The following is a 16,467-nucleotide window of genomic DNA, read 5'->3' as shown; positions in this document are numbered from 1 at the left end:
TTATCATCTATGAAAACACAAGAATCCTTAAACAGAGCACCTTTTACAGAAGGGATCAGCCGTGTAGACGGCCGGTTAAAAGTAACCGGGGCTGCAAAATATTCGGCAGAATACAATATGCCAAACATGGTGTATGCGGTATTTGCTGTAAGTAATATAACCAAAGGCACCATAAAGGCGATTGATACCAAACCGGCCGAACGTGCCCCGGGTGTAGTACAGATAATTACTTATCTCAATGCACCCAAAGTGCCGGGCTATCAAACAGGCAAAGACCCTTCTAAGCCAGCCAATGGCAGCGGACCGCTTCGATTGTTTGTTGACAATACGATTAAATATAACGGGCAGCCCATAGCTATGGTGATTGCCGATACCTTTGAAAGGGCAACATTTGCGGCATCACTGATTAAAGCTACCTATAGCCAGGAAGCTTTTGATACCGATGCTGCCAAAAATATGGATAAGGCTTTTAAGCCTCATAGATCTGAAGATTATAAGCGCGGCAATCCGGACGATTGGAAAAATTCGGCAGTAACGCTGGAAGAAGAATACATTGTTCCGATTGAAGTGCATAACCCAATGGAGCTGCACGCCATTATTGCCAACTGGACAGCAGACGATAAAGTTGAAGTTTTTGCAAAAACGCAGGGGGTAAAGTCTACACAAAACAACATCGCACAGGCATTTAGTATACCGAAGGAAAATGTGCAGGTAACTACCAAGTTTGTAGGTGGTGCATTTGGCAATGCCTTGCGCACCTGGCCGCATGAGATTGCCGCAGTAATGGCAGCTAAAGTGGTAAAGCGCCCTTTAAAACTGGTGCTTACCCGCGAATTGCAATTTAACTCGGTAGGTTACCGCCCTTATACCTGGCAAAAAATTACGATGGGCGCTACTAACGATGGTAAACTAACCGCATTGATACACGAGGCCACAGGACAAACTTCAAGCTTTGAAGAATTTACCGAAGGCAGCGTAAACATGTCGCGTTTTATGTATGCCTGCCCCAACGTAAGCACGGTTTATAAAATTGTAGCTGTTGACATGAATACGCCAACGTGGATGCGTGGGCCCGGAGAAGCAACCGGTGCTTTCGCATTGGAATCAGCGGTTGATGAGATGGCTTACAAGCTAAACATGGATCCTATCGAATTGCGCATTCGTAACCATGCGGATACCGATCCTGAAACCAATAAACCATTCAGCACTAAATACCTGAAAGAAGCTTATCAGTTAGGTGCTGATAAAATTGGATGGAAAGACCGTCCATCAAAACCGGGCAGCCTTAAAGAAGATGGCTGGCTGGTAGGTTACGGTATGGCATCCGGTGTTTTTGGCGCATTCCGTGGTCAGGCAACGGTTAAAGCTACTATGCAGTCCAATGGCATGTTGTTATTGCAAACCGCCGTAACAGATATAGGCGTAGGTACCGGCACCGCCATGACGGCTATTGCTTCAGATACCTTCGGCATCCCATCATCAAAAATTAAGTTTGAACTTGGCGATTCCTCCCTGCCGCCATCACCAACACAGGGTGGTTCTTCTATTACGGCTACCGTGGGTTCGGCTGTGCATGATGCCTGCAGGGCGTTGAAAGAGAAATTTCAGCAGGTTGCAGGCAATGGTGGTACCGATCATCCTGATTATACAAAAATTTTAAAAGATAAAGGCCTCGACAAACTCGATGTGACCATTACGTCGTCTGCCAGTTCAGATTCGCGCAAATACTCGAGCTACTCTTATTCTGTACATTTTATAAAGGTGAAAGTAAACCCGCTTACAGGCGTAGTGAGGGTAGTAAATGTGGCTTCGGTTGCAGATTCGGGAACTATTGCCAGTCCTAAAACTGCACGCAGCCAGATTGTAGGCGGTGCTATAGGTGGCATTGGTATGGCATTAATGGAAGAAGCTGTGGTAGACCACCGCTTCGGTCGTTATGTAAATGCTGACCTGGCTGGTTACCATGTACCTGTACATGCAGATATCCCGCAGATTGATACCGTTTTTGTCAACAAACCCGATTATGTTGTGAACCCGATGGGTGTGAAAGGTATGGGCGAAATTGCACTGATTGGCATGTCGGCAGCGGTGGCTAATGCCATTTATAATGCCACCGGCAAACGCATCAGGGAACTTCCGATTACACCTGATAAACTGATCTAACCCAAAAAGCATTGAAAGAGCTGCAGGATATAGTAAGGGCTTTTGAACAGGCGCGGCTGGCGAACAAGCAAGCGGCTTTGGCAACGGTGGTGCATGTGGAAGGCTCGTCGTACAGGCGGTCGGGGGCACGTATGCTGGTTACCGAAGATGGGCAGTTAACGGGTGCCATCAGCGGCGGTTGCCTGGAAGGTGATACTTTGAGAAAGGCACGGTTGGTGATTATGCAGCAACAGCCTATGCTGGTTACTTATGATACTACTGATGATGACGATGCCAAACTGGGTGTAGGCTTAGGATGCAACGGTATTATCCATGTACTTATCGAGCCTATTAATACTGCCGATGATTATCACCCCATTAAGCTATTCCAGCTTTTTCTTAACAAAAGGGAGCCGGTTGTATTGATAACTATTTTCAACATAGTTAACAGGCATGCACCGCAGCATGGCACCTGTATGCTGATAGAACAACAAGGTGTAGCTTACGGATTTATCCCTGTTAAAGACTTAGAAAGTGATATTAAAACAACAGCAGATCAATTATTAGCAGGAAACGAAACATCATCTAAAAGCTACCTCACCGATGGTGAATATCAGTGCTTTGTAGAGCTGCTACAACCTGCCTTGTCTTTAGTTATAGTGGGCGCTGGCAATGATGCTATTCCGCTGATGCAGATAGCAAAGGTTTTAGGATGGCAGATCACCATTGCAGATGGCAGGGCGAACTATATCTCAACCGAACGGTTTCCATTAGCCGACCGTTTGCTTGTTGCAAGGCCTAATGAGGTTGTTGACCAATTATCAGTTGATAAGCGCACAGTGTTTATGCTGATGACGCACAACTATAATTACGACAGCGCTTTATTAGCCGATCTGCTTTCGCTTGATGTTCCATACATTGGCGTACTTGGGCCTAAGAAAAGGTTAGTGCGCATGCTTGACGAAATATCTGCTGAATTGTCAGAAAATATACCCACCCAATTACACGGGCCTGCGGGTTTAGATATCGGTTCGGAGAATGCAGAGGAAATTGCATTAGCTATTGTTGCCGAAATACAATCAGTCATTAACAAGCGCGATGGGTTATCGTTAAAAAGAAAGGTGTTTGTGCATATGCGCGAAAGCGATAACATTACAGCCTAAGTATGACGGCTATTGTGATACTGGCAGCCGGAGCTTCTACCAGGTTAGGTCGGCCAAAACAAAACCTGATCTACAAGAGCGAAACTTTATTAAATAAGGTTTTAACAGCTGCAAAAGCGGTTGCGGATAATATTTATATCGTGGTGGGCGCTCATAGTGATGTTGTCCGTTCAGGAATTGCAGAAGATAATGTTACAGTATTAAACAACCCCGACTGGGCAACTGGGATGGCATCATCTATCCATGTGGCTGTAAATCACATGATGCAAAATCAGCCCTCAATAACAGCAATTTTATTTTTGGTTTGCGATCAACCCCATGTAAACGCAGAATTATTAAAGCACATTATTGAAAGGGCTAAAGCATCAGAGAAAGGCATTATAGCCTGCAATTACAGTAATACACTTGGGGTGCCTGCCTTGTTTAAACAGCAATATTTTAATGACCTGTTAAAACTAAAAGGGCAGGAAGGCGCAAAAAAACTTTTGATTGCCCATCAGGCAGATGTTGAAGCTGCTCCATTTGCGCTTGGCAATATTGACATTGACACGGAAGAGGATTATAAAAAATTAACCAGCCAGTATAACTAAACAATTTTGATGCTATCGCACTTTCTATACCTATGAAAACCATAATCTTTAAAATACTTTCCGTTACCCTGTTAGTCTTACTTGCAACCGGGTTTTCTTTCGCACAAAAACCTTTAAAGGTGATCATTTTGCGCCATGCCGAGAAGCCGGCAGAAGGTGATAACTTATCATGCGAGGGCTTTAACCGTGCCATGAAATTACCGTCAGTACTTATTGCGAAGTTTGGTGTACCTGATTATGTGTACGTGCCATCGCCATCTACAGGCAAGGCAACCAAAAGCGGCCGCATGATGCAAACCATATGGCCGTTAGCGGTGAAGTATAACCTCACCGTCAACTCAAAATATGATGTCGAAAAAACAGAACAACTGGCAGCCAACATACTGAAACGTTCGGGCACTGTTATAGTAGTTTGGGAACACGGCAATATTCCTGATATTATTGATGCGCTTGGTGTAAAAACAGATAAACTTAAATGGAAAGGCGACGATTTCGACAGCCTTTGGATTGTTACCTTCAAGGGTAAAAAAAGTTATCTGACTACCGAAGCACAAGGCATTAAACCATCAGCAAACTGTGCATTTTAAGGGATAACCAGCCACCTGTTTGCTGTATTATAAGGTGCTTGTAATACCACTTTATAAAATTTGGATGGCATGTCTTTCACATTGATCAAGGCATGGCCATCTTTCACATCTGCTTCCTGTAATAGTTTATACTCGTCCGTTCCACTAGTTTTAACATTGTTAGTGGTCGTAACATATATTTTTACTTTGCCTTCGGGCTTAAAGGGCTTCCAGCTTACGCTGATGGTGCCCTGTATGTAATTAAGTTTTACATCTGCTACAGACACCGGGCCTATTAAGCTTGTTCCGTCTACCTCCCGTGTTACATTTTCCGGAATGTTCACTTTTAAATAATTAGCCAGTGTCGGCATAATATCAACTATTGCCGGGTTGCCCAGCCTTGCATAATTGTTCAGGTTCTTATAGTTTGTAATCATCCAGGTATCACGCTGACGTTCGCTTTGTCCGCCGTGGTTCCTCCCGGTCTGTTCATCGCGGCCATGGTCGGTAGTTACTACTAATAGCCATTTCTCTTTAGTGTGTGCTTCCCTGTATTTTATGGCATTATAAAGCTTTGTAAGTTGGGCATCGAGATACTTAACCGCAGTCTCCATTTCGGGGCTATCGCCGTGCATGTGGCCCATATCGTCAGTGTATTCTAAATATACCCATGATAAATCCGGCGCTTTAGTTTTTATAGCATCACTTGCCTTATCAACCACTTGCTCATCTATGCGGTGCATAAAATCGCGCTTTTTGTCGTGTTTAAAATTTACAGTATCCAGCTCGAAGCCATCAGCATAATAGTCAACTTTTAAATTGCGGGTTTGCGGCAGGTTGTCGCCTACCAATTTAGTGCGGTTATCCTGCCAGCTCGAAAACACGGCAATCTTTTTGTTCGGATATTGATCTTTAAACAACCTGAAGATGGTTGGGTAATTATAATTGGGATCCTTAATATCATTATCGGGTACATTATGTTTGTTTACCCATGTGCCAGTAAGCAAACTATTGTAGCCCACAGCCGAAATAGTGGGTGTTTGGTTATAAGTTCCCTTATCTCCCCCAACATGCATCCTGATATATGCACCATCATTAATAATTGCCTGCATACCCGGTAATTTTAAACGTTCAATCACATCGGCCGGGATACCATCTGCTATAACAAATACCGCTTTTGGTGTTTGTGCAGATGCCTGTATGCCGATCAGTAAAAAGATGTATATCAGTAATTTTTTCATGTTAGTATAAGAGTGTATTTTATCAGCAATACTAAACTTTGTTTATTATTTATAAATAAAATTTAGGTTAAGATGTGCTTATAATCTATGACCTCTTGTTATGCAACGCAATGTATAAATTCTTAAATTTATCATGCTTATCGCGCAAGTTATGGCCCACAATCAGCAGTTAATAAACAGGGTAAGAGAATACCTGGCCAACTATCCTGAACTGCATATCATACAAAAGGAGATGTTCAAATGCCTGGCTTTTATGGTTAACAACAAATTATGTGTTGGCGTAAGTGGAGATGAAATACTGGTAAGGTTTGACGCGGCGCTTCATGACGAATTTGCTGAAAGGACCGGCTTCCGCCCAATGCAAAGCAAAAGCAGGGTATATAAAGGCTACGGTTATATAGATGCTGCTGTGCTAAACAAAAATGAGGATTTCGATTTCTGGCTGCAGCAATGTCTTGCATTTAATCCGCGGGCAAAGGCAAGTAAAAAGAAATAATAGCGAATAAAAAAACCGCCTCAATTTATACTGAGGCGGTTTTTTAGTTTAGTCTCCTAAATATGCTCTTAAAGACCGGGTTCGTCTGCTGTCGCGCAAACGGGCTAAAGCCCTGTCTTTAATTTGCCTTACACGCTCGCGTGTCAAATGTATCTTATCGCCAATTTCTTCAAGGCTATGTGCATGCTGATTCTTTAAACCGAAGAACAGCTCAACCACTTCTTTTTCTTTTTCGCTGAGTATTTTCATACTGTCGGCTACGTCAACACTAAGCGATTCGTTCATCATTTCCTTATCAGTTCCAGGCTCAACGCTTTTTAAGACATCAAGCAACGTATTATCTTCTTCGCTTGAAAAAGGGCTGTCATAAGAAATGTGCTTACCCGAGTTAGCCAGAGAAGTAGTTACCTTATCAACTGTTGTTTCAAGGTCTTCTGCTAATTCTTCGGCAGTAGGTTGTCTTTCATACACCTGCTCCAATCTTGATGACGATTTAGCAATCTTAGATAGCTCGCCCACCTGGTTTGCAGGTAAACGCACCATACGCGATTGCTCGGCAATGGCAGCCAAGATAGACTGGCGAATCCACCATACTGCATACGATATAAATTTAAAGCCTTTAGTCTCGTCAAAGCGTTTTGCAGCTTTAACCAGGCCAACATTGCCCTCGTTAATCAGATCGCCCAGGGTTAAGCCTGAACTTTGATATTGCTTTGCTACTGATACCACAAATCGCAGGTTTGCAGTTGTTAAACGTTGCAAAGCTGCCTCATCACCTTCCCGTATCTTTTGAGCTAAGATCACCTCTTCCTGTGCAGTAACCATCGGAATCTTGGCAATGTCTGACAAATATTGATTCAACGACGCTGTCTCACGATTGGTGATCGACTCACTAATTTTAAGTTGCCTCATTTATAAATATATTTTTTAAATGTGAAAGCTAAAGATTCAGATGCCTTATAAGCGCTGTAAGCAGAAGAGTTCTCTTTGAGAAATAACAGCATATTGCTGATGCCTGCGGAAGAAAGGATTAGAAAATCTTTAACGAACAAAAGTACGCAAAAAGCACAAAAATGATGTCTCCTGAATGTCAAGATGTTAGACTTTAACTTTACCTCTAATTAAATAGGTTATATGGATTTAGTACAACCGCAGCAAAATGCCCATTTACGAAAAACAGCCTGTACAAAAACATGAATTCACGAAATACCGTAATAATTAAACTTAAAACTTTAATATAACTACATGATTTTCAATACATTGAATACATGGCATACTTGTGGTACTAAACCCGCCAAACAACAATTACATAAAAACTAAAACTACAATTATGAAATTCACAGTTAAAGACGGAACAGAGATTTATTACAAAGATTGGGGCACCGGACAACCAATTGTATTCCACCATGGCTGGCCGTTATCAAGCGATGATTGGGACGCACAAATGATGTTTTTTGTACAACATGGTTATAGAGTAGTTGCGCATGACCGCCGGGGCCACGGCAGATCAACACAAGCAGCTACCGGCCATAACATGGAAACTTATGTTAATGATGCTGCTGAACTTTACGATTACTTAGGTTTGCAGGATGCTATCCACGTAGGACACTCTACCGGCGGCGGCGAGGTGATCAGCTATGTGGCTAAGTATGGTAAAGGCCGTGTTGCAAAAGCGGTACTGATCAGCGCAGTTACTCCATTAATGCTACAAACAGAAAACAATCCAGAAGGCGTTCCAATGAGTGTATTTGACGAGATTCGCCAGGGAACGGCTTTTAACAGGCCGCAGTACTTTCAGGACTTTACCATTCCGTTTTATGGCTATAACCGCGAAGGCGCAAAGGTATCACAAGGTATCCGCGACAACTGGTGGCGCCAGGGCATGATGGGTAGCATACTTGCACATCATGACGGTATCAAAGCTTTTTCTGAAACAGACTTTACCGAGGATTTGAAAAGCGTAGACCTTCCGGTACTGGTGCTGCATGGCGAAGATGACCAGATCGTGCCATTTGCAATATCAGCTCCTAAAGCTGTAAAGCTGCTGAAAAACGGTAAACTGATCTCATATCCAGGTTTCCCTCATGGTATGCCAACAACAGAGGCGGCTACTATAAATGCAGATATATTGGCATTTATCCAATCGTAATAATCGATAGTAAACTGAAAGGGCGCCTGCAAAGGTGCCCTTTTTGCTAATAAGACAGTAATGCTAAAGAGCGCTAACAATGTGATTAACCGGCTATTGACCAAGCGGCTAAATCAATTGCACAATGAAGGCTATATTTATGATTTTGCCTTGAATAACGACAAAGCTATTTTATGTATTCAGAACAATTGCCGCGTTGCTAAAAATTCATTTAGTGTTAAACTGATTGATCAGGTATATGATCAGCTTTTTAACAATTACAAATACATTCATACTATTGAAACAGATGCCGGTGAAAAGGGCATACTGCTGTTACCGGAGATTTACTTTCATAAAACGGTTAATTAGTAAAAAGCAATTGCCCTTGTTAAGTATGATCAGTTATGGAAAAGAATAAAATGACAGACCAGAGGCTAATGGTTTATGGGCCGCCGAACTCTTCCTCTGCCTATGTGATCAGGGATTTCTTAAAACGCAGCCTGGTAAGTTTTGACTGGATACCTGTCGAAACTATCGATAGCCTGAAGCTTTTAATCCCCGGCCAGATAAGCAGCAAAGCGCAGCTACCTGTTGTAAGGCTGCCTGAAGGTGACCTTTTGTATAACCCAACGGTTGAAAATATTGCCTGCAAGCTGGGATGGATCTCCAAACCAAAATATACCGAATATGATGTTTCCATATTTGGCGCTGGACCGGCCGGTTTAAGCGCAGCCGTTTATGCAGCATCAGAAGGATTGCGGACAGTGTTAGTAGAACGCGAAGCTATTGGCGGCCAGGCAGGCACCAGTTCGCGTATCGAAAACTATCTCGGTTTCCCTAATGGAATATCGGGGTCAGAACTTGCTGAAAGGGCAAAAAACCAGGCGGTTAAATTTGGCGCTGATATTTTACTGATACGTAAGGGTATTAAAGCAGAATTTATAGACCGCAAACTGCACGTAGACCTGATAGATGGCAATAAGATTATTGCAAAAGCCAATATATCGGCAACAGGAGTTGAATATGCACGACTGAACCTGCCCGAGGAAGATCACTTTCTAAACCTTGGTATTTATTACGGCGCAGGGGCAAGCGAAGCGTTGCTTTGTGCTAATCAGCACGTTTTTATAGTTGGCGGCGGCAACTCTGCCGGGCAGGCGGCGCTTAATTTTTGCAAGCATGCCAAAAAAGTTACCATGATCATCCGCGGCAGTAACCTGTCAGATTCTCTTTCATATTACCTGCTATCGCGAATAAAGGATAAAAAGAAAATTGAAGTACTTTATAATTCTGCTATCACCCAACTGCATGGTAACGGAACGCTTGATGGTATCAGTATTTCAAATTCTGTAACTAAACAGGTATCCAACTATGATACTAAATTTGTATTTGTTTGCATAGGCGGAAAGCCTAATACCATTTGGGCAAAAGATACTGCTATTGTGCGGGATGATGCAGGTTACCTGGTTACCGGTAATGACCTTTTTATGCCGCAGTTTTCACAACGCTGGGATAAAAGCTTTACCCCGGCATTTTTAGAAACCAGTGTTGCAGGCTGTTTTGCAGCGGGCGACGTGCGTTTTAATTCTATAAAAAGAGTAGCATCGGCTGTTGGCGAAGGAGCCATGGCCGTAACATTTGTACACCGATATTTACACGAAAATTATTAAATAATGGATCAATCTGTTTGTAAGCATCTGCAGGAATTTAAAGAGATACCCGCAGATAAATATTATTGCGAAGAATGTGTTAAAACCGGTGGTAACTGGTTGCACCTGCGCGTTTGTCAAACCTGTGGTGTAGTGCTATGCTGTGATTCATCTCCTAACCGCCATGCATCAAAACATGCGGCGCAAAAGCATCACCCTGTAATTACCTCTGCCGAGCCTGGCGAAAGATGGGCTTATTGCTTTATTGATGATATAGGCATCGAGCTGGAATAAGCCTCGATGCCAATCAAAGCAGCATTTAATAAGATCGAATGGGAGAGGTTTGAATACCTATCGTTTTAGCAATAACTTCTCTTTGGATTTTTCCTCATTCGGTCAGCATAGCGATGGGGTGCTTTTATATGACTACCTTACACAATTAGCTTATACCCACTGTAGCAGGCCGGGCACTTAAATTTAGAATTGAAGTGTTATGGTATTGTACTAAATTAGTTGTTAGACTAATAACAAAAACCAAATACTTTTACTTTTGTATATAAACAGGCTTAGATCAGCCTGTATATATACATTAATAGTGATAGTAGATGATAGTGTCCTTCTTCAACAATAATTTATGATAATTTAAGTTATTCTGTAATATTGCAAATAAGTAAACGCTCTGCTATTCACTATATTTACCTTTCAATCGAACAAATGAACTTCAAAAAACTATCGCTGCTTTTTATATTAGGAGCATCTGCACTCGCCACTCAGGCACAAACACCATCCAAAGCAAAAGTACAAACCGTTATAGACGCCGAAGAGAACTTCAATAAACTTGTTGCCAGAAAAGGTATTAAAGAAGGCTTTTTAAGCGTTGCTGATCCTGAAGGCATTGTTTTTAAGCCGGAGGCTGTTAAAATAAACGACTTTTATACCAACATAGACAAGCAGCCCGGTACATTATCATGGACCCCAAAAGTTGCTCGTATTTCTGCCGCAGGCGACCTGGCTTTTACGGCCGGCCCTTACGTTTATCAAAACGGCAAGTCTGATGATGATAAGGTTTATGGCGATTATGTATCTATCTGGCGCACTGATGCCGACAATAAATTAAAATTGTTGGTTGATTTAGGCATTCAGCATCCTGAAGCTAACCAGGATCCGATGACGGACATTAAAGATCCTGATCCGGATGCTAAGACCACCATCAGCAAAGATCCGTTTATGGGTAAAAGTATTATCGTAAATACCGATAAAACAGCTAACCATACACTTACCATTTCTACTTTAGCAACTTATAAAGAGTTTTTTGCCCCTGAAGGTAAATTTTATTTCCCTGGTTTCCCGCCAATGAATGGTATCGACCGTACCATGAAGTTTATTAACAATGAAGGAATAAACATTACAGCAGAAACAGTGAACGCAGGCCGCTCAACCAGTGGCGATCTTGCTTACAGCTATGGTCGTGCACGCATTAAAAAAGGGAACATTGTAAGCAATTACAATTATGTACGTATATGGGAGCGTGATGCCAAAAACCGTTGGAACATTACGCTTGAGATATTCTCGGCAATTGAAAATGAATAATAGATTTTCTTAGATATAAACAGAAAGGGCTGCCAAATGGCAGCCCTTTCTGTTTTGTGAATATTTTGATTTTAAAATAGCTGTTCAATGATTTGATCGGCAGACAAGCCTTCTGCCTCAGCCTGATAGCTGCGCACAATACGGTGCCTTAAAATAGCTTTTGCTACAGCCTGTACGTCCTCAACATCCGGCGAATATTTACCGCTGATCACGGCATGACATTTAGCCCCTAAAACAAGAAATTGCGAAGCACGCGGGCCAGCACCCCAATTTAATAAACGCTTTACCAGCGGCGTAGCCAATTCGCCTTGCGGGCGCGTTTTGGCAGCCAGTTTAACGGCATATTCAAGCACATGATCGGTTACAGGTATATTGCGAACCAATTGCTGAAAATAAATAATCTGTTCGGCATTCAGTACCTTATGCAATTCTGCTACCTGAGTACCTGTGGTATTTTTTACCACCTGTAACTCTTCGGCAAATGTTGGATAGGTAAGCGACACGTTAAACATAAAACGGTCTAACTGCGCCTCTGGCAGTGGATAAGTACCTTCCTGTTCAATAGGGTTTTGGGTAGCTAATACAAAAAATGGCTGTGCGAGTTTATAAGTAACTCCCGAAGCTGTAACCGCTTTTTCCTGCATGGCTTCTAATAATGCAGCCTGCGTTTTTGGTGGCGTACGGTTAATCTCGTCAGCCAATATGATATTAGAAAATACTGGTCCGTGTATAAATTTAAAGTTCCTGTCTTCGCCCAGTACCTCAGAACCTATAATGTCCGAAGGCATCAGGTCGGGCGTAAACTGTATACGGTTAAAGTTAAGATCGAGTACACGTGCTACCGTTTGTACCAGTAAAGTTTTTGCTAAGCCAGGTACACCTACCAAAAGGCAATGCCCATTGCTGAACACGGCAATAAGTACAGACTTAACCACATCCTCCTGGCCAACTATAACTTTGGCAATTTCAGATCGGGCCTTATCATATACTTGCTTTAAGGCGTCGGCTGCCTCAACTTCTGACCGGTATAACGAATGCATATTACTGTTTTGGCGTATCGGTTGTAGTAGTAGTGGCAGCTACTGCTTTAGGCGCGCTGTCCATCCACCTTTTCACCATAGCGCAACCCTGGTATTCAGGGTCAACACGTATAAATGTTTGCTTACGTTTTTTCTCAAACCACTCGCTCACGGTACGGTTTACTTTTTCATTGTAAGCGGCATCTTTAATTTTTGGAAAATCCTGCGCAAGGTTAGCTTTATGCGCATCGGTAACAGATTTCAATAAAAATATACGATAGCTTTTTTTGCCATCCTGTGCAGTATACAGTATAGGTTTAGAAATTTCACCTACCTTCATGGTATCAGTTACCAGCGCCACCTGCGGATCAAGCTTATCCGTTGGTATGTAAGTAGAGCGGGTTTGTACGTTATCTGCGTTAAGCATCATACCGCCGTTGTACTTGGTATCCTTATCGTCTGAGTAATAGGCAGCCGCACTTGAGAAATCAATCTTTTTATTCTTGGTCAGCAGGTCGTAAACGCTGTCTGCCTTCATTTTAGCCCGGTCAACACTTGCCTGGGTAATTTGAGGCATAATCAGGATATGGCGCACATGCACCTGCTCACCGCGGCGCTCAATCACTTGTAAAAAGTGAAAACCATAATCGGTTTCAAATACCGGAGACAATTCACCAGCCTTTAATCTGAAAGCCATTGCACTAAATTCTTTTACAAATGTACCACGTTCGTTAAAACCAAGGTCGCCACCTTGAGGTGCAGAACCAGGATCTTGCGAATAAAGCCTTGCCAAAGTGGCAAAGTCTTCTCCTTTTTTAACACGGGCACGTAGCTCTTCTGCTTTCTCTTTCGACATTTCCTTCTCTTCCTTGTTCAGTGTTGGGTTAAAACTGATCACCCCCACCTCAACTTCTTTGTTGAAGGATGGCAAGCTGTCTTTAGGAATTTTGTCGTAATAGTTTTTTACATCAAGCGGGGTAACGCTGATCTTTTCAGTGATCTTGCCGCGCATACGATCGGCAACCATGCTTTCGCGGATTTCGTTGCGGATCTCGTCTTTGTACTGGATAATAGAACGTCCTAAGAATTGCTCCAGGCGCTCCTCGCCACCGGCACGTTGCACCATTGAACGCATACGGCGATCAAGCTCGGCATCAACCTCATCGTCTTTTACGCTAACGCTATCGATAACGGCCTGCTGAGCTAATATTTTCTGAGTAAGCTGGTTTTGTAATATCTCACATTTAAAGTTTGGTGGTAATGTTGCACCCTGAGCCAGGTATTGGGCATAAAGCTGTTCAATGTCTGACTGTAGAATGATGCTGCTGCCCACAACACCGGCAATTTTGTCAACCGAGCGTTGCTGCGCTTTTGAAACTGAAATTACCAGCAATAAGCCTAAAATGGCTAATCCGAATTTTCTCATCTAATTTTTAATATTCCTTACGATACCCTGCGGCACTAATAATCAACAAATTTCGCAATTTTTATTGAACTGCAGGCGTTTAAAATGTTATTTAGCCATAATAGCCAATATTTTACGAATATGCTGATTATGGCTCAGTTGCTTTAAGTATTTTTGGTTAAAATTTGTTAAATATGCCAACGGACGACACCGCCTTTCTTCAGTTTTTTTTGCAGGACGAATTATACCTGCTTAAAGAAGATAAGGCTTTTTATGCTGAAGGCCCCGCAGCTGCACCCACAGAAGAAAAAACGCCCGAACCGCAATTTAATTGCCTGGGAAATAACAACAAGCAGTTTCTGATATTAGTACATTACAGCGACCATGAACACATGGACCCGGCGCATCAGAAAGCGCTGGAAAGTACGCTTGGCAGAAAAGAACTTACTTTGGCTGATGTAGCTATTTTAAACGTTGCTAAAGTTGATCCGCAAGTTCAGCAGCATATCGTTTCATTTTATAAGCCTACAAAGCTGGTTGTACTGGGTTCCACAGCAGTTATTAGCGGATTACCATCAATAAATATAAACACCATTGCCGAAGGCGATATCAAACAGCTGCATACTTATAGTTTTACCGAAATGCTGGCCGACCGTGAAAAGGCAAAGTCATTTTGGGAACAAATGAAGAATTTTTAATATGCCTCACCAATTAGTTTTTGCCACAAATAACCGCCATAAGCTGGATGAAGTTGCTGATAAAATTGGCGACAAGTTTAAACTATTAACTCTTAATGATATTGGCTGTACGGATGATATTGAAGAGAACGGCGCAACTTTTCATGCAAATGCCTCGATAAAAAGCCATCATATTTTTAATAAGTATCGCCTCGATTGCTTTGGCGACGACAGCGGACTGGAGATAGAAGCACTGAATGGGGAGCCTGGCGTTTACTCTGCACGTTATGCCGGGAAACATGGCAACCATGCTGCCAACATAAAAAAGGTGCTTGATAATTTGCAGGGCATTGAAAACCGCAGGGCACGTTTCATCACTGTGATTTCATTGATATGGAATGGTGAGGAGCACTTTTTTGAAGGTACGGTTGAAGGCACTATCCGAAATGAACTGTCAGGATCAGAAGGTTTTGGGTATGACCCCATCTTCCAGCCAGAAGGATATGACGTTACCTTTGCCGAAATGACTATGGAAGAAAAGAACCGCATTAGCCACCGTGCAAAAGCCATGGAAAAGCTGATGGCGTTTTTGAAGGAGCAGTAACCCCTTGCTGCTCTCTAAATGCAATGAAAATTTAAGCTAATTACTTTTAAAGCAGGGGATTTATTCGTCGCTAACACTCTTCGCCAAGACGGTGTCTGCTTCTATTATAAAGTTTTTATATCTGACCTCTGGCTTCTCGTCTCTGAGCTCTTATCTTCAAATCTAATAACTCATTTCATCCAGCTTTACTTTTCCCTTAAAGGTGAAAAATACAAAAGTGGTATAGCCTACAACCAACGGTACGCCTATGGCTGCAAAGATCAGCATAATGCCCAACGTCTTTTCCGATGAGGATGCGTTGTAAACAGTAAGGTGATAAGCCGGATTTACTTTTGAAAGCAGCATGTTAGGGTAAAGTTCTATGGCTACCAACACCATTAACAGGCTGATGGTTACCGCCGAAGATATAAAGGCAAACAAATATTTACGCTTGGTGATTTGCCGGGTTACGTTAGCTATAGCTAATACCATCATTACCGGGATAACAAACATTACAGGGTACCTGCGCATGGTGATAGCCATGTGCGGCAGGTAAAGCAGTGTGTAAAAAGAGGTTAGCAGTATCATAATCACAAAAAAGATGGTGGTATCCCGCACCATAATGGTAAGCTTGGTATACAGTCTGTTCTCTGTTTTCATTACCAGGTAAATAGCACCGTGCATCATCATTAAAGCCAGAGTAGTGATCCCCATCAGTATAGAATATGGGTTAACAAAATCAAGCACATTGCCACGGAATACATGGTCGGCCCCCATGTTTATCCCTTGTATTACATTGCCCAATATTACCCCTAATAAAAAGGCAATCAGCGAGCTTGAGCAGGCATAACAGATATCCCACATTCTGCGCCACCATTTCATTGGTTCCTTGCTCCTAAATTCAATAGATATGGCCCTGAATATTATGCCGGTAAGAAAAAGCATAAAAGGCACATAAAACGCAGATAGCAGCGAAGCGTAAACCTCCGGGAAACCAGCAAATAACGAACCGCCGCCTATCACTATCCAAACTTCATTGCCGTCCCAAACCGGGCCAATTGCATTAAGCGCAATACGCCGGCTATCCTCCTTGTTAAAAAACAGGTGCAGTGCACCGGCGCCCAAGTCAAATCCATCTAAAATTATATAGCCTGTAAACACTGCTCCAATTAGCAGGAACCACCATGTTTGATAATCGATACCTAAAAATGTTGCCAT

17 protein-coding genes are annotated in these 16,467 nt (G+C 42.5%); 12 read left to right on the top strand and 5 right to left on the bottom strand.

Annotation, left to right across the window (positions count from 1 at the left end; genetic code table 11):
* The first annotated feature begins 9 nt into the window (after positions 1 to 9).
* From PQ461_RS01090 to PQ461_RS01075, 4 genes are read left to right on the top strand one after another with little or no spacing between them, the layout of a single operon-like run.
* Entirely contained in the window at positions 10 to 2,163 is a 2,154-nt protein-coding gene (locus PQ461_RS01090) for a xanthine dehydrogenase family protein molybdopterin-binding subunit (RefSeq protein ID WP_274207772.1), read from the top strand.
* Between the two features lie 11 nt (positions 2,164 to 2,174).
* A complete protein-coding gene (locus PQ461_RS01085; protein WP_274207771.1) occupies positions 2,175 to 3,305 on the top strand; it encodes an XdhC family protein in 1,131 nt (376 codons plus the stop codon).
* A 2-nt stretch (positions 3,306 to 3,307) separates the two neighbouring features.
* A complete protein-coding gene (locus PQ461_RS01080) occupies positions 3,308 to 3,895 on the top strand; it encodes a nucleotidyltransferase family protein (RefSeq protein ID WP_274207770.1) in 588 nt (195 codons plus the stop codon).
* A gap of 32 nt (positions 3,896 to 3,927) precedes the next feature.
* Positions 3,928 to 4,482, top strand: coding sequence for a histidine phosphatase family protein (locus PQ461_RS01075; RefSeq protein ID WP_274207769.1), 555 nt, complete (start codon positions 3,928 to 3,930; stop codon positions 4,480 to 4,482).
* On the opposite strand, the gene PQ461_RS01070 is transcribed toward PQ461_RS01075, so the two are convergent.
* Positions 4,479 to 5,702 (bottom strand): alkaline phosphatase family protein, encoded by a 1,224-nt coding sequence (locus PQ461_RS01070; protein WP_274207768.1) that lies wholly within the window; start codon positions 5,700 to 5,702, stop codon positions 4,479 to 4,481. The genes PQ461_RS01075 and PQ461_RS01070 overlap by 4 nt on opposite strands.
* A 151-nt stretch (positions 5,703 to 5,853) precedes the next feature.
* Between PQ461_RS01070 and PQ461_RS01065 the strand changes: the two genes are divergently transcribed.
* Positions 5,854 to 6,198, top strand: coding sequence for a TfoX/Sxy family protein (locus PQ461_RS01065; RefSeq protein ID WP_274207767.1), 345 nt, complete (start codon positions 5,854 to 5,856; stop codon positions 6,196 to 6,198).
* Positions 6,199 to 6,246: 48 nt separating this feature from the next.
* Here the strand turns inward: PQ461_RS01065 and PQ461_RS01060 are convergent, their stop codons facing one another.
* Positions 6,247 to 7,110, bottom strand: coding sequence for a sigma-70 family RNA polymerase sigma factor (locus tag PQ461_RS01060; RefSeq protein WP_274207766.1), 864 nt, complete (start codon positions 7,108 to 7,110; stop codon positions 6,247 to 6,249).
* A gap of 418 nt (positions 7,111 to 7,528) precedes the next feature.
* Between PQ461_RS01060 and PQ461_RS01055 the strand changes: the two genes are divergently transcribed.
* The 5 genes from PQ461_RS01055 (at position 7,529) to PQ461_RS01035 (ending at position 11,565) form a co-directional block, all read left to right on the top strand.
* Positions 7,529 to 8,347, top strand: a complete 819-nt coding sequence (locus PQ461_RS01055; protein WP_274207765.1) for an alpha/beta fold hydrolase — start codon at positions 7,529 to 7,531, stop codon at positions 8,345 to 8,347.
* A gap of 60 nt (positions 8,348 to 8,407) precedes the next feature.
* Entirely contained in the window at positions 8,408 to 8,695 is a 288-nt protein-coding gene (locus tag PQ461_RS01050) for a hypothetical protein (RefSeq protein WP_274207764.1), read from the top strand.
* A gap of 35 nt (positions 8,696 to 8,730) precedes the next feature.
* Positions 8,731 to 9,996 (top strand): NAD(P)/FAD-dependent oxidoreductase, encoded by a 1,266-nt coding sequence (locus tag PQ461_RS01045; RefSeq protein ID WP_274207763.1) that lies wholly within the window; start codon positions 8,731 to 8,733, stop codon positions 9,994 to 9,996.
* Positions 9,997 to 9,999: 3 nt separating this feature from the next.
* A complete protein-coding gene (locus tag PQ461_RS01040; protein WP_274207762.1) occupies positions 10,000 to 10,269 on the top strand; it encodes a UBP-type zinc finger domain-containing protein in 270 nt (89 codons plus the stop codon).
* A 420-nt stretch (positions 10,270 to 10,689) separates the two neighbouring features.
* Entirely contained in the window at positions 10,690 to 11,565 is an 876-nt protein-coding gene (locus PQ461_RS01035) for a Cif family virulence factor (RefSeq protein WP_274207761.1), read from the top strand.
* A 71-nt stretch (positions 11,566 to 11,636) separates the two neighbouring features.
* On the opposite strand, the gene PQ461_RS01030 is transcribed toward PQ461_RS01035, so the two are convergent.
* Together PQ461_RS01030 and PQ461_RS01025 are read right to left on the bottom strand one after the other, a co-directional pair.
* Entirely contained in the window at positions 11,637 to 12,605 is a 969-nt protein-coding gene (locus PQ461_RS01030) for an AAA family ATPase (protein WP_274207760.1), read from the bottom strand.
* A gap of 1 nt (position 12,606) precedes the next feature.
* Positions 12,607 to 14,010 carry a peptidylprolyl isomerase gene (locus PQ461_RS01025; protein WP_274207759.1) on the bottom strand — a complete coding sequence of 468 codons (1,404 nt, stop codon included), beginning with the start codon at positions 14,008 to 14,010 and terminating at the stop codon, positions 12,607 to 12,609.
* 173 nt (positions 14,011 to 14,183) lie between these two features.
* Here PQ461_RS01025 and PQ461_RS01020 point away from each other — a divergent pair, with 173 nt between their 5' ends.
* Complete coding sequence (locus PQ461_RS01020) at positions 14,184 to 14,687, top strand: hypothetical protein (RefSeq protein ID WP_274207758.1); 504 nt, start codon at positions 14,184 to 14,186, stop codon at positions 14,685 to 14,687.
* Position 14,688: 1 nt separating this feature from the next.
* Complete coding sequence (locus PQ461_RS01015; RefSeq protein WP_274207757.1) at positions 14,689 to 15,270, top strand: non-canonical purine NTP diphosphatase; 582 nt, start codon at positions 14,689 to 14,691, stop codon at positions 15,268 to 15,270.
* Positions 15,271 to 15,432: 162 nt separating this feature from the next.
* Here PQ461_RS01015 and cydB read toward each other — a convergent pair whose 3' ends face one another.
* On the bottom strand, positions 15,433 to 16,467 hold the full coding sequence (gene cydB, locus PQ461_RS01010; protein WP_274207756.1) for a cytochrome d ubiquinol oxidase subunit II: 1,035 nt from the start codon (positions 16,465 to 16,467) through the stop codon (positions 15,433 to 15,435).

Source organism: Mucilaginibacter sp. KACC 22063, from assembly GCF_028736115.1.
Taxonomy (GTDB): Bacteria; Bacteroidota; Bacteroidia; order Sphingobacteriales; family Sphingobacteriaceae; genus Mucilaginibacter.
The sequence above is the reverse complement of the archived record's forward strand: the minus strand, read 5'-3'. Positions and strand labels throughout refer to the sequence as shown.